The organism is Streptomyces sp. NPDC057424 (genome assembly GCF_042803315.1).
GTDB lineage: Bacteria > Actinomycetota > Actinomycetes > Streptomycetales > Streptomycetaceae > Streptomyces.
In genome coordinates this window covers 169,314-183,237 of sequence record NZ_JBHVCP010000010.1, presented here as the reverse complement: position 1 = coordinate 183,237, position 13,924 = coordinate 169,314, and the positions used below count along the sequence as shown (strand labels likewise).

8 protein-coding genes and 1 pseudogene are annotated in these 13,924 nt (G+C 71.7%); 5 read left to right on the top strand and 4 right to left on the bottom strand.

Annotation, left to right across the window (positions count from 1 at the left end; all coding sequences use genetic code 11):
- Positions 1-23: 23 nt before the first annotated feature.
- Both ACFU3E_RS12020 and ACFU3E_RS12015 read right to left on the bottom strand, forming a co-directional pair.
- The gene (locus ACFU3E_RS12020; RefSeq protein WP_384155274.1) at positions 24-656 is read right to left on the bottom strand and encodes a serine hydrolase; all 633 of its coding nucleotides are present in this window, start codon (positions 654-656) and stop codon (positions 24-26) included.
- An 808-nt stretch (positions 657-1,464) separates the two neighbouring features.
- Positions 1,465-2,562, bottom strand: a complete 1,098-nt coding sequence (locus tag ACFU3E_RS12015; protein WP_384155271.1) for an alpha/beta hydrolase fold domain-containing protein — start codon at positions 2,560-2,562, stop codon at positions 1,465-1,467.
- Between the two features lie 277 nt (positions 2,563-2,839).
- On the opposite strand from ACFU3E_RS12015, the gene ACFU3E_RS12010 reads away from it, so the two are divergent.
- Positions 2,840-3,667: an SDR family NAD(P)-dependent oxidoreductase gene (locus ACFU3E_RS12010; protein ID WP_384155268.1), complete on the top strand. Its 828-nt coding sequence runs from the start codon at positions 2,840-2,842 to the stop codon at positions 3,665-3,667.
- Between the two features lie 440 nt (positions 3,668-4,107).
- On the top strand, positions 4,108-5,352 hold the full coding sequence (locus ACFU3E_RS12005; protein WP_384155265.1) for an MFS transporter: 1,245 nt from the start codon (positions 4,108-4,110) through the stop codon (positions 5,350-5,352).
- Positions 5,353-5,520: 168 nt separating this feature from the next.
- Here ACFU3E_RS12005 and ACFU3E_RS12000 read toward each other — a convergent pair whose 3' ends face one another.
- Together ACFU3E_RS12000 and ACFU3E_RS11995 are read right to left on the bottom strand one after the other, a co-directional pair.
- A complete protein-coding gene (locus tag ACFU3E_RS12000; RefSeq protein ID WP_384155261.1) occupies positions 5,521-5,721 on the bottom strand; it encodes an AraC family transcriptional regulator in 201 nt (66 codons plus the stop codon).
- A gap of 224 nt (positions 5,722-5,945) precedes the next feature.
- Positions 5,946-6,428: pseudogene (locus ACFU3E_RS11995) on the bottom strand (hypothetical protein); the annotation flags it as partial.
- A gap of 58 nt (positions 6,429-6,486) precedes the next feature.
- Here ACFU3E_RS11995 and ACFU3E_RS11990 point away from each other — a divergent pair.
- The 3 genes from ACFU3E_RS11990 to ACFU3E_RS11980 all read left to right on the top strand — a co-directional run bounded on the left by ACFU3E_RS11990 (position 6,487) and on the right by ACFU3E_RS11980 (position 13,897).
- Entirely contained in the window at positions 6,487-7,383 is an 897-nt protein-coding gene (locus tag ACFU3E_RS11990) for an AsnC family transcriptional regulator (protein ID WP_384155258.1), read from the top strand.
- 354 nt (positions 7,384-7,737) lie between these two features.
- Positions 7,738-10,377 carry an acyltransferase domain-containing protein gene (locus ACFU3E_RS11985; RefSeq protein WP_384155255.1) on the top strand — a complete coding sequence of 880 codons (2,640 nt, stop codon included), beginning with the start codon at positions 7,738-7,740 and terminating at the stop codon, positions 10,375-10,377.
- Between the two features lie 148 nt (positions 10,378-10,525).
- The gene (locus tag ACFU3E_RS11980; RefSeq protein WP_384155253.1) at positions 10,526-13,897 is read left to right on the top strand and encodes a beta-ketoacyl synthase N-terminal-like domain-containing protein; all 3,372 of its coding nucleotides are present in this window, start codon (positions 10,526-10,528) and stop codon (positions 13,895-13,897) included.
- The last annotated feature ends 27 nt before the right edge of the window (positions 13,898-13,924 follow it).

Below are 13,924 nucleotides of genomic sequence, written 5' to 3'. Positions count from 1 at the left end.
GACGTCAATCGCCAAAGCCATTCTCACCCTGGAGCGGCAACGCTGAAGAGGCTCAGTGAGCCGCCACCTGTAGCGGCCTTGGCGAACCGGTTGATCAGACTGTCCCGAACGGTGTAGTCCTCCACCAGGTCGCCCACCCCGCTGCTCATGTCGAGCAGATGCTCGATGGTCACCCCGTCGAAGGCGGAGCCCACCAGCCCTCTGCAGTACACCGTCACCGACTCGGTCACATCCTTGATCGCCCCCTCGTCGAGGGCGATCCCGATCAGCATCGACGTCACCGACTTGGTCATCGAGAACATCTGGAACCGAACGTCGTCCCCGGCGAAGGTCCCCGGATACGCCTCGTGGACGATCTCGCCGCCATGCAGCACGACGAAGGAGGTGGTGTTCGTTCGAGCGTGCAGTTCGGCAAGGCTCCGCTCCCGCCCCTCGAAGCCGTAGGTCACTTCCAGGGGGCGCGGTCGCCGGGGCAGGGGGAACACATCTCCGCCGCGGCGGACATCTTCGGTGGGCATGAGGAGATTCATGTGAGTGAACGTCCACTCATTGACCGGGCGGTGGGTCATCACCTCGTCCTGATGTCGCCACAGCCAGACCGCCCCGGCGCCCGCCGCGGCGGCTCCCAGCAGCCATCCACCCACTTCAATGCGCATTACTGAGCCCCTTCATCGCATGGACATGTCGAGCTTCGGCGACCTCACTCTGGCTTGTGGATCCATCGGTGTCAACAGTGGTGCCAATTGTGGTGTCAGTGCTGGTGTCACCATTGTTGACATGAGGGGTGGTCACGATGACGGCGGGGTCGTTCGCCCCCCCTCTCCGACACTCCACGAAGGACAGCGCATGATGCGCACCACCCCACGCGAACAGGCCCGGCTCGTCCTCGGCCAGCCAGCCCCGCTCCACCAGCCGTTTCAGCTTCGAACGGAACCCTCCACCTTGTTCTTGTCCGTCGGCAACCCCAGCGCGGCGCACAGATGATGCGCCCTCATCGGATGCACCGCATCTGCAACACCTCGACGACGTCCCGGTACGAGCGCGGCAGCACATCCGCCTCAACCCCCGGCTCCCACTGCGGCACCAGCCGCACCCCGACCGGCGATCCCGCCCCGCTCCGGTCCACCGGCAGCGGGACTCCCAAGCCGCATGACACCTCCACGAACTAACGCAGAGCAGCACTAGGCAACAGGCGTCACAGCCGTCCCAGCGGTGATCGAACCGGGATCGGCTGCCGCGCCGCACTGGAGCTCGCCGATGATGTCCGGGCGGACGAGCCGGCAACAGGGGAGCCACACGTTCCCACAGGTCATCAGGCGCAAGATCGACAGGCACCCAACAGATCCTGCCGACACGACACCCAACTGCCACGTCACACAAGGCATTTCATTCCGAAACGATCAGTTGGACGGTAGGGCGGCAGACATGTACTACGTTCCTCCTGTTTCACCGGTGACGTCACATTCAGAGGCCGGCAGCGAAATGGTGCACGCTCTCGACGGTCGCGTCGTACATGTCCGGGGTGGCGGCCCGGAGCATCAGATCGCCTCCGTGGCACGTCCCGGCCACTGTCCGTGACGTGGCCTCGACCCCGGCCTCGACGAGACGGCGATGGTAGACCAGCCCCTCGTCACGCAGCGGGTCGAGCTCGTTGACGGAGATGGCGTGCGGCGGCAGTCCGGACAGGTCCTCGACCGTCGCGTGGTAGGGCCAACAGAGGGGATCGGTGGCGTGCTCAGCACCGGGGTCGTAGACCTCAGCGAAGATCGCGGACCCGTCACACGCCATGAAGTACCCGTCGTTCTCGACGAGCGACGGCAATGCCGCTTCACGCTCCTCGGCGCTGCCGCCGTAGAGGCCCGAGATGTACGGCGCCAGAGCGTAGACACCGTCGACGGCCGCGAGCCTGCCCTCGCGCTTGGCACGGATCGCGGTGGCGAGCGCAAGGTTGCCCCCACCCGACTCGCCCGCGACGGTGAGTGTGGAGATCCCCAGCGCCGTGCGGTGCTCGTGCACCCAGTCGAGCGCTGCTGCGCAGTCGTCGAGGCCGGCCGGGAACGGGTGCGCACCGAGTTCGCCACCACCGTTGCGGAACTCGACGCCGATGACGACGAGTCCGGTGGCGGCCAGCTCATCCTGGGACCGTGCGTAGATCGGCCCCGAGCCCTTGCACATCACCATGCCGCCACCGTGCAGATACAGGATCCCGGGCAACGGCGGGGCAGAGGAGTCCGCGGGCCGTGTCACGTACAGCTGGATGTCGTTGCCGGCCGGGCCGGTGATCGTCTCGGTGCGGTGGTCGAGCCCCGCTATCGGCTCCAGGCCGTCGACGAGCGCGGCGAGGAGTCCCTCGGTCTCGGCCTCGGCGGCCATGACGAACTCGAGTAGCTGCTCCCGCGGGGCGTCGGGACCGAACGGGGCAGGCTCGATGTTGTCGTCCAGGCCGAAGGGTGTCAGTGCCTCGACGACCCGTGGATCGGTGCGTGGGTCGGTACGCAGGTTTCGGGTGTGGTCGCCCAGGCGTCCGGGCCGTTCGATCGCCGTTGTGCTGTCCGAATTCATTATCACGCCTTTGCTCTCTCGCCGTCTGTCGGCGCCATCACTCTGACTTTCTGATCCATCGGTGTCAACAATGGTGCTAGCTCTGGTGTCAGCGTGAGTGTCACCATCGTTGACATGCTTTGGATGGGTGGTCATGATGACGACGGGGTCGCTGCACCCCCTCTCCGACACTCCACGAAGGACAGCGCATGACAGTCATCCAGGAAGAGCAGTACCGCAGGCCCGCCCCAGACGGACGCACGGTGAAAGCGCTCGCGGATCACAGTGACGGTGACCGATGAACGGCACTGAACTGTCCACCGCGCGCCGCCTGCTCGGGAAGCTGCCCTTCGTCGACCCGGGCCGGCCCCCGCTGCCCGCGAGATGCGCGTTCCTGACCGGTGCCAGCTCGGGCATCGGCAAGGCGCTGGCAGCCGAGCTGTGCGCCCGCGGCTACGACGTGTACCTCACCGCGCGCAGAATCGAGCTCCTGGAAGACCTGCGGGCACAGCTCACCGCCGCCTTCCCGCAGCGTTCGGTGACCGTGGCCGCCCTCGACGTGACCGAGTACGAGGCCGTGGCGCGGGCGATCGACGACGCGGCCCGGCAATTCGGCGGACTCGGAATGGTCATCGCCAACGCGGGGGTCGACGCAGGGGGCAACATCGGGGAGGGCCGCTTCGAGGCGCACCGCGTGGTGGTCGACGTCAATCTGCTGGGTGCGATGGCGACCATTGACGCGGCCGTCGCACACTTCCGCAGCCAGGGCGGCGGGCAGGTGGTGGGCTTCTCCTCCGTCGTGGCCGGGGCGGGCCTGCCGGGCGGGGCGCCGTACTGCGCCTCCAAGGCAGGGGTCACGAGGTACCTTCAGTCGCTGCGAGGCGAGCTGTGGAACACCGGCATCACCGTGACCACGGTCGCCCCCGGCTACATCGACACCCCGATCAACGAATCCCTGGGCGACAAACGACCGTTCCTCATCGACACTCGCACGGGCGCCCGCAAGATCATGGACCGCATCGAGGCCGGCGCCGTCCACGCGACAGTGCCCCGAGTGCCCTGGGCCGTCGTTGAATACCTGCTGGCCCGGCTCCCGACCCGTCTGCTGCGGAAGGTCAATGCCTGACCGCCCAGGCCCGGGGACCACTGACGCGCCGGTGCCGAGCCGCCATCACCCGGTGACCGTCGGGCCGGGCCAAGCCTTCGGCGCACACCGCACACCCGGCCCTGGTGCCACCCAGGGGGTGTTCTGAAGGTCCCGCACAGCACCTGCCCGCTCCCGAGCCCCGGCCGGTTCCCTCACCTGCCGCAGCGCCCGCCAGAGCACCCCGCACGCCCCGAGCACCACGTCGAAGACATCTGGGTCGGCTGACCGCCAGCCGCCGGCCCGCGCCCCCGAACGCGTCCGGGCCGAGTCTGCCCTCTATGCCCGGAGGCTCCCTTCGCCACTCCAGTACTGGACACGGCACCCGACCGCCTACCGGTTCCGAGGTTTCTGACGATGCTCCCCCTCCCTCCCGCTCCCGCGCCCGCCTGCCAGGCGGCCCTCCGCGCAAGGGGCATTCAGTGAAAACGAACAGCGACACCGCGCTGACGTTCACCGTCGCCGCTGCCCTGATCGCCGGAGTCACGCTCGGCAGCAGCGGCAGTAACGTGATGCCCGTCTTCGTGGACGACTTCGCCGACCGCTTCGACCTGTCCAACACCGGCGCCGGACTCGTCGCCGCCAGCCAGCTGACGGCGGTCGCGATCACCACCCTCCTGCTCGCCAACCGCGCCGCCCGCCCCGGACGCGTCCGGATGGCCCGAGGCGGGCTGGCCCTGGCCGCCTCGGGATTCATCGGCGCCGCCATCGCTTTCGACATCCTGACGCTGATCGTGGCCGGCCTGCTGCTCGGCGCCGGACTCGGAGCCGTCTACGCCGCCTCCACCGCCGCCCTGGCCGGCGCCGGCGACGACGCCGACAAGACCTCCTCGATCGCCATCATCGGCGCGCTGTTCGCCAGTGCGCTGCTGCTCCTCGCCTTCCCGGCCGTCAACGAGTCCGCAGGCGGAGGAACCGGCTTCTTCCTGCTGGCCGTGTGCTGCCTGCCCGGCTGGTTCCTGGTGGGCCACCTCCCCGACGGCCCGGGCCCGGCCGGCAGTCCGCCCGCGACCGCCCCCAACGCAGCCTCCCGGCCGGCCCGTCCCTCAGCCGTGCTGCTGGTCGGCGCGGGCCTCCTGATGGCCGTCACGCAGGGAGTCTGGTCCTATACCTCCGTCCTGGGGCGCGGCCACACTGGCATGTCTGCCTCTGCGCTCTCCGCCGTCCTGGCCGTCTCCAGCGTCGTCGCACTCGCCGGAGCCGTAGCCGGACCGCTCGCCGTGAAGCGCTTCGGCCGCCTGTGCTCGATGACCGGGTTCGTCGTCGTCGAAGCGTTCAGCACGGGGCTCCTCATCGTCACCCACAGCCCCACCCTGTTCATCGCCACCGCCGTCATCTGGCAGACGTGCTGGCTGGCCGTCCTGGTACAGATACTCGCCGCCGCCTCGGTCATCGACTCCGCCGGACGGTGGGTGGCCGCCCTCAGCGGCGCCGGAGCACTCGGCGCAGGCATCGGCCCCCTGGCCGTCGGCGCGATCATGGACAACATGGGCGTCGGCGTCCTGGGTATCCTCCTCACCGCCGGAACACTCATCGCCGCACTGCCCCTCCTCAAGATGACCGCGTCCAGCGACGCGGCAACAGGCACCGCATCCGTCACACCCCACCCGCGGGCCACGCCCGTCGCGAGGATGACCACCGAGGAACCAGCCTCACCAGCGGAATGAAACACCCGCCCCACGATGTGTCGGCGGCGGCCTGGGGTGCATATCGAGTCGTGATCAATCTGCGGGATTCGCCTTCACTGCGGGGGCCGCCGGGCGGCAGATCGTCCCGCAGGACGCAGGTGCGCTCTCTGTGGCCGTCCTGGGCGTACGCCGCGGCAGCGATCCGGATCAAACGTTCCCCGACGGTGCCCTTACGGCCGTCCTGCGGTAGGTGGCGGGGCTGGTCCCGAAGCGGGACTTGAACGCCCGGGAGAAGTGGGAAGCGTCCTTGAACTCGACGTGCAGGACGATGCTGCGATGCTCTGAGCGTGGTGCCCGGCCCCCGACAGCATCGCGCGGGCGCGGTCGAGCCTCTGGGCGTAGAGCCACGCGCGCGGTGTGGTGCCGGCCTCGTGGAACAGCTCGTGCAGATAACGCAGTGAGAAGCCCAGGTCGTGGCTGGCGGCGAGCAGCGTCAGGCCGGGGTCGTGAAGCCGGTCGGCGAGGTAGGCCTGGGCCCGCCGAAGATCACGTCGATGAACGGCCGTACTCGCTTTCCCGGAGGCGTCCGAGCCATGAGCGTCGCACGCGGTGGCCTGGAGATCGAGAAGGTTCCTCATGAACGATGCGGCGGTCGCCTCGCCAAGGCCATGACCTTGTTCGGCCAGAGCGCGCAGGACGGGACTGACGAAGGCGCCCGTGCCGCGCGCGGTCCGGAACGGTACGGCGGTGACGTGCTCGGCGACGGCGCAGCGGGAGGTGAGCATCGCGCGGGGTATCTGCAGGACCACCGAGCGGAACGGGCGGTCGAAGCGGAGCACGTAGGGGTGGGCGCTGTCCACGAGGGCGAAGTCGCCGGGACCAACCTCAGCGGCGCGGTCGCCCTGCCGGAGCCTGGCATACCCCTCGGTGAGCAGCATCAGGAAGAAGTCCTCTCCTGCCGCTCGCCTGACCAGGTCAGGCGTACGAGCTGCCTCGTGCGGGTCCGCCCGCACGGTGCTGAGCGGCAGCCCGCCCGTCACCCGGGCGACAGCGGAAGCGGCGAAGCCGTGCTTCCCGGAGACGGGGACCGCGCCGGGCAGCTCGGCCGCCCGCATGGCGACGAACGCCGTACGGGTCACAAATCGCAGGAATTCCGCAAGCAGGTGGGTCCGTATGCAGGGTGACGTCAGGTTGCTGAGCGAGGAGGACCTGGCGCTCATCCATGCGCTCCAACTGCAGCCACGGGCATCGTGGAGCGTTCTGGGCCGAGCTCTCGACGTGGACCCGGTCACCGTGGCCAGGCGTTGGAGCCGGCTCGCGACACGCGGCGAGGCATGGATCGGTTTGTCCCCCGGGCCACGGATGTTCAACCAGGTGTGCTTGGCCTTCATCGAGATCGACTGCGCACTGGGCAGCGCCACCGCGGTGGCCGGTGCGCTGAACCGTCACCCCCATATGCTGACCGTCGAGCGCACCGTCAGCGGCCATGACATCCTCGCCACCGTGGCCACCCGCGACCTGGCCGCCATGTCCCGCTACACCCTCGACCATCTGCCGGCGATCCCGGGCGTGACCGCAGTCCGCGCCCGGCTTGTCACCCACATGTTCACCGAGGCCGGGCGCTGGCGGATCGACGCACTGGCTCCCGGGCAACGAGCCCAGCTCACCGCCACCACCAAGTCCGCACCCACCGGCCGAGACGTACGTCAGGTCACGCCCGCCGACCGGGCCGTCCTCGCACACCTGGCCCAGGACGGGCGGGCCTCGCACCAGGCCCTGGCAACCGCGCTGAAGACCAGCGCCTCCACGGTGAAACGGCGCATCGACCAACTCACCGGACTGGGACTGCTCAGCCGGCTGTCCATGCAACCAGGCTATGCAGGCGGCGCCGTCGCTGAGAGACCCTGTCAGTACCCCCTTCAGCAGAGTCCACGTGAGCAGGCGGGCATGGAACCCGCCGTGAAGAGGCGACAGAGGCAGCGGGCTACGCAGAGTGCCGGTCGGCGGCGGGTGCGCCGTCCGGCTGATCGTCCCGGTCGAGGGAGGCCGCCCAGCTGGCGAGAAGGTTGAAGCTGCCGTGGGCCGCGGTGCCGGAAGCGCTTGAGCCCCGTCTGGTGCAGGCGCACATCGTGTGCGGCCCACGGGGTACGCCGGGTCGGCGAGAACCGGGTGGTAGAGGGCGTGTTCCAACTCGCCGGCTGACGACGAGGTGCCTGCGGCGCCCCAGACGGTGATCGTTGAGGGAAAGCCGGAGCGGGCGCGCAAGCGGAAGTAGGAGGCCTGTTCTCCTCGGCGGTGAACGGCGTTCATTCCACGCGTGCCGCGCGGTGTCCAGTCGGGCTCAAGGTGCGGTCAAGTCGGCACCGTCAGGGTGTTGTCGATCAAGTGCGTGGTGGCGGGTGTGGAAGGACCACCACGTCAGGCATGGCCGACGACGCCAGTGACGAGAAGGCCGACGACATCGTGACGAGCAGACTGCCTTGGCCCGGATCTGATGACGAGGACGACGTGGGCGCCAGGATCGTGATCGTCGGCCTGGCGATCCCGGAGGAGGCTCCCGAGGCCGTGCGCCTGGCGGACGGGTCCGGTCCGGTGGGTGTTCGGGTGCGTTGTGCGCCCGACGGGGTCGCTGCGTTCTTCGGGGAGTGTGTGCGCGGGGCGTCGCGGCAGCGGCTCGGTGTGCTGCACCTGGTGTGGACCGCGCTGGAGGACGCCGGGATCGTGCCCGGGGCGCTGCGGGAGGCCGATGTCGGTGTGTTTCTCGTGCAGGGGGCGGACGCGGACGGCGTTGCCGACGGCTCGGACGGGCTCGCGGCGCTCGTCGGGAGCGATCTCCGCTGGTGGCGGGGGCCCCGGGTGACGCTGGAGGCTCGGCTGTCCGCGCGGGCGGCCGTCGAGGAGGCCGCCGAGCACCTGCGTCATGGTAAGTGTGAGGTGGCGGTGGCGGGTTCCGTCACGGGCGGGATAGCGGTCGTACGACGGCACTCCACCGCCGTACGGGCCGGTGAGCGGGTGCTCGCGCCGGTGGAGGCGTTCGACCCCGGCGACCGGACCGCCCCGGGTGGGGTGCCGGCGCCGACGGGTGCACGGCCCGTCCCGCTCGTGCTGTCGGCGGGCAGCGACGCGGCGCTGGCGGCGCTGGCACGGGATCTGCTGGCCCGGGTCGAGGCCGACCCCGGGGTGTCGCCGGCCGATCTGGGGTGGTCGTTGGCGACGACCCGGACGACAGGCCTCGGACGGCGGGCCGTCCTGCTGGCCGCCGACCGGGCGGAGATGCTCCGCGGGCTGCGGACGGTCGCCGAGGGCGGGTTCACCCCGATGGTGGTCCGAACCGAGCCCGGCGTGAGCGTGCAGGGCCCGGAACGGGCGGTCCATGTCTTTCCCGGGCTGGGCTCCCGGTGGCCGGGCATGGCGGTCGACCTGCTGGACGGCTCCGAGGTGTTCCGGTCCCGGATGGAGGACTGCGCGCGGGCTTTCGCGCCGCTGGTTCCCTGGTCGCCGGTCGACGTGCTGCGCGGCGTCCCGGGGGCGCCGTCCCTCGACGACGTGGACGTCGTCCTGCCGGTCCTGTTCGCGGTGAGCGTGTCGCTGTCCGCGCTGTGGAGTTCCTGCGGGGTGGAACCCGCGGTCACGGTCGGTGCCAGTCTGGGCGAGATCGCCGCCGCCCATGCCGCGGGCGCACTGACGCTGGACGAGGCCGCGCGGGTGGCCGTCCTGTGGAGCCGGATGCAGGCGAAGGCCGCCGGCGCGGGCGAGTTGGCCGCCGCGGCCCTCTCCCTCGGCGAGTTCCTGCCGTTGCTCGACGCCGATCACCTGCGCGGGCGGGTCCATCTCGCGGGGACGAACGGTCCGCGCTCTGTGCTGTTCGGCGGTGAGCACGCCGCCGTGACCGAGATCGTCGAGACGCTAGCCGCGCGGGGCGTGCGGGCCAAGCCGCTGCGCCTCGGTCTCGCCGCGCACACCCCGGGTCTGACCGTCGACACCTCCGAGTTCCTCACCGCCACGGCGGCGATCGCCCCGGTCCCCGGCGCCGTGCCCTTCTACTCCTCCCTCACCGGCGGCGAGTGCGAGACGGCCGGTCTGGACAGCGCGTACTGGGTCCGCAACCTCACCTCCGAGATCCGTTTCGAGTCGGCCGTACGGGCCCTGTCGGCGGCGGGTCATCAGACGTTTCTGGAGGTCAGTCCGCATCCCGTGCTGCTCGGTGGTGTGCAGGAGACGCTGGAGGACGTCGGGGCCGGTGCCGGGGCGGTCTCCGGCGTCGTGGGCACCCTCCGCCGGGACCAGGACGGGTTCACGGCCTGGCTGACGGCGGCGGCGCGCCTCCATGTGCGCGGGGTCGCGGTCGACTGGGTCGCCCTGCTCCGGGAAACCTTCTTCCAGGGCGGTGACGGACGGCGGATCGCCCTGCCGACGTATCCGTTCGGCGTCGAGAGCCGGGAGGGTTCGGCGGGCGATGACACCGCAGTGGGCACGGCTCCGGGCGTCGGCGGCGCCCGGGGGCTGTCCCTCGCCGGTCTCGGCTCGGGTGAACGGGCCCACGCCGTCCGGGAGTTCGTACGCGTGCAGGTGGCACAGGCACTGGGGCACGAGGACGCGGACGCGGTCGCCATGGAGCAGGGTTTCCTCCAGTCCGGCTTCACCTCGCTGCAGGCCGTGGAGCTGCGCAACCGGCTCAGCGAGGCAACCGGGCTGCCGCTGCCCACGACGCTGGCCTTCGATCACCCGACTCCCGCCTCGGTAGCGGAACTTCTGGACGGGCTGCTGGTCGAGGGTGCGGGGAGAGCGCCGGGTCGGCGACCGGACCGGAACCGGGACGCGACACTCCTCGCCCGCCTCGACCACCTGGAAGCCGGGCTCCTCGCCCACGGTCTGCTCGACGCCGACTCCGGCGACGGCAGCGGCTCCGACGAGGACCCCCAGCGCGCCGCCGAGCGTCAACACGTGACGACACGGCTGCGGCATCTGCTGGACCGGCTGACACCGCACTCCGAGGACGAGTTCGGGGACGCCTCGCTGGACGAGCTGCTGGAGATCGCGGACAACGAACTGCGCCTGTCATGACGTAGCGGAGACAGATGCGCAGGCCTCTGTGAGCCCCCTCCCCCCTCCGCATATCCGGGCGTACGCGCACGCGCGCAGCCGTGGACACGCGCACGGAACCGTGCGCCGCCGAAGAGTTTTCCCCGCGCGCAGAAAGGGCGACGACACCATGACGAGCGATGTAACGCACGGGACGGTCGGCGCCGTCGTCGGCGAGCGCGAGGGCGTCGACGCCCTGAAGCGGCTCACCGCGGACCTGCGTACCACCCGGCGGCGGCTTCGTGCGGTCGAGGAGGCGGCCCGTGAGCCGATCGCGATCGTCGGCATGGCCTGCCGTCTGCCCGGTGGCATCGAGTCCCCCGAACATCTGTGGGAGTGGGTGGCGCGGGGGCGGGACGAGGACCTGACGGGCCCGGATCCGGCACGTCACGGCACAGTCCGTGGTCGGGAACCCGGATTCCTGGACGATCCGGCCGGCTTCGACGCGGCCTTCTTCGGGATGAGCGACCAGGAGGCGCAGGCCACCGATCCGCAGCAGCGGCTGCTGCTGGAGACCTCTTGGGAGGCGGTCGAGCGGGCCGGTATCGATCCGATGGCGCTGCGGGGCAGCCGCACGGGGGTGTTCGCGGGCCTGCGGGACGAGCGCTACGGGGCTCTGGGGGCGCTCGACAGCACGGCATCCGACCTGATCGCGTGCACGCTGGGGCTCCAAGGACCGGCCCTCACCCTCGACACCGCCTCCTCGTCGTCGCTCATCGCCCTGCACGAGGCCGTGCGGGCGCTGCGGGCAGGAGAATGCGATCTGGCGTTGGCGGGCGGGGCGACGGTGATGTCGGCGGCGCGGCGGGCGTCGCGGGCAGGCGGGAGGTACGGCCCGGCCGCGGAAGAACAGACCGACGGCAGCGCGGTGTTCGGTGAAGGCGTGGGGATGCTGTTGCTGGAGCGGCTGTCGGACGCGCGACGCGGTGGCCGCGGGATCCTCGCCGTCGTCCGGGGTTCAGCGGTCCTCCACGACGGTGCGGACGGATCCGCGCGGCGTCGGGTGGTCCGGCAGGCCCTGGACGTCGCGGGGCTGTCCCCGGCCGACGTGGACGCGGTGGCGGCGTATGGCATGGGCACCGGGCTCGGCGACCCGGCCGGGACGCGGGCGCTGCTCGCCGTCTACGGCCCGGACCGGCCGTCGCGACGGCCGCTGTGGCTCGGCTCGGTCGCGCCCGCCGTCGGGCACGCCCAGGCGGCGGCGGGCGTGCTCGGTGTGATCGGGATGGTGAAGGCGATGGAGCACGGCGTGCTGCCTCGCACTCAGCACGGGGACACGCCGCCCCCGCGCGGGAACACGCGCGGCCCGAACGCGGCCCGATCCGCGGACACAGTCCTGCCCCCGGCCGAGACCGGCACCCGCGCCTGGCCGCACGCGAATCGTCCACGCCGGGCGGGCGTCTCGTCGTACGGCAGCGGCGGCACCCACGCGCATGTGGTGCTGGAACAGCCCGAGCGGAGCCCCGATCCCGGACCGCTGTCGGCGGCGGAGCAGCGGCGGGCCTGGCCGACCGGGGTGCCGTGGGTGCTGTCCGGGCGCGACGGGGACGCGCTGCGGGCGCAGGCCGAACGGCTGGCGGACCATCTGGCACGGCATCCGGAACTGACGTGTATGGAGGTGGGCGCCGGGCTGGCGCGGGGTCGGTCGGTGTTCGAACAGCGGGCCGTGGTCATCGGCGCCGACCGCGCCGAACTGCTCGGGGGTGTGACGGCCCTGGCGGCGGGCGTCCCGGCGCCCGGGCTCTTCCACGGCCGGGTCACCGCGGACGACCGGTGTGTGCTGGTGTTCTCCGACCGCGGTCTGGCGCAGGACATCGGGTGGGCGGCCCGGCTGGTGCTGACCGTGCCGGTCTTCTCCCGGCGGCTGGCGGAGTGTCAGCGGGCGCTCGCCGCGGTCGGCGACCACGCGTTGCGCGGCGGTGCCTTCCCCGGGTCCGAACCGTCCGTGCGGTGGGCGGTACTGGTGGCACTGGCAGCGGCGTGGCACGAGTACGGCGTCCGGCCCGCGGCGGTGGTCGGCGAGGGTGTCGGAGAGATCGCGGCCGCCTGCGTGTCCGGCGCCCTGTCGCTCGTGGAGGGCGCCCGGGCCGCGGCGCACGGTACCGAGATACCCGACGGCGACGGGTCGATTCCCCTGGTGCGGGCTTCCGTCACGCAACTCGACGCTGCCGTGCGCACGTTGAGCGCGGGCGGACACGCTCTCTACGTCGAGATCGGCGCCCCCTCGGCCGTCGCCCCGCGTCTGACGGCGGCTCTGGAGGGGCACATGGCGCGGGTCGTCGTCTCGCCGGTGGGCGGGGCGAGCGGCGCGGACGGGCTGCTGCCCACGCTGGCCGGACTGCACGTGTCCCGCACAAGCGTGGCCTGGCGCGCGGCCTTCCCCGACCTGAGCCTGGGCGGTCCGCCGGCCGACCTGCCGACGTACCCCTTCCAGCGGCGGCGGTACTGGCTGGAGGCCGGGCCGCCCACAGTGGACGCGGCCGGGCTGGCGCCGGTGGATCATCCGCTGCTCGGTGCCGTCGTGGAACTGCCCGAGGACGGCGGCCTGTTGTTCACCGGCAGGCTGTCGACGGCGGCGCAGCCGTGGCTCGGCGACCACCAGGTGGCGGGCAGGGTGGTGCTGCCGGGCACCGCGATGCTCGAACTGGCCCGGTGGGCGGGGGCGTACGCCGGCTGCCACCGGGTGGCCGAGCTGACCCCGCACAGCCCGCTCGACCTGTCCGCCGATCCCTGTGCCGGCCGGGCGCTCCGGCTCCGGCTGACCGGCGCGGACGCCGCGGGTCGCAGGCTGATGACTCTGTCCTCCCGGCCCTTCGGCGCCGCCCGGGAGGTGCCGTGGACGCGCCATGCCACGGGGATCCTCGGCCCGGACGGCGTCCCGGCCCGTCGGCCCGGTCCGGTCGCCTGGCCGCCGCCGGGCGCGCGGAGCGTGGACGTCGACGGCTTCCACCGGCGGGCCCAGGAGCATGGCGTCGAGTACGGGCCCGCATTCCGGGGGCTGCGGTCGGTGTGGCGGCGCGGCGACGAGGTGTTCGCCGAGGTCGCGCTGCCGGAGCCGATCCGGCACGAGGCCGGGCGGTACGGCCTGCACCCTGCGCTGCTCGACGCCGCGCTCCAGGCCTGGCCCGCGGCGTGTCCGGAGGCGGGTGCGGAACCTCCGGTGCAGCGCGTCTGGCAGGAGGTGACGACGACCGGTACCGCGGGACCGAGCGAGCTGCGGGTGCGGCTCACGCCCGTGAACGGCACGGGAGGGGTCGGCGACTCGTCGTGCGTGGAGATCGCCGAGGTGGTCGGCGTCTCGGTGACGACGGTGGCGACAGTGCGCCTGGAGTGCCCGGGCCATGGGCGGGCGCCCACCGACGGCGTCACCACAGAGCCGGTCCACGGCCGCCCGGCACTCGTGCCACCGGGACGCGACGACACACCGCCCGAGCAACGGGCGACCGCCGGACAACTCCTGCTGGTGCGGGACCAGTCGGCGCCCGGCGTCGGCGAGCCGTGACCGCGCGCGGGCCGCGGACGACGACCA

Coding starts and splice junctions, on each gene's coding strand:
- ACFU3E_RS11985 (WP_384155255.1), top strand. CDS start 7,738: ATGGCCGACGACGCCAGTGACGAGAAGGCCGACGACATCGTGACGAGC.
- ACFU3E_RS11990 (WP_384155258.1), top strand. CDS start 6,487: ATGCAGGGTGACGTCAGGTTGCTGAGCGAGGAGGACCTGGCGCTCATC.
- ACFU3E_RS12015 (WP_384155271.1), bottom strand. CDS start 2,562: ATGAATTCGGACAGCACAACGGCGATCGAACGGCCCGGACGCCTGGGC.
- ACFU3E_RS11980 (WP_384155253.1), top strand. CDS start 10,526: ATGACGAGCGATGTAACGCACGGGACGGTCGGCGCCGTCGTCGGCGAG.
- ACFU3E_RS12020 (WP_384155274.1), bottom strand. CDS start 656: ATGCGCATTGAAGTGGGTGGATGGCTGCTGGGAGCCGCCGCGGCGGGC.
- ACFU3E_RS12010 (WP_384155268.1), top strand. CDS start 2,840: ATGAACGGCACTGAACTGTCCACCGCGCGCCGCCTGCTCGGGAAGCTG.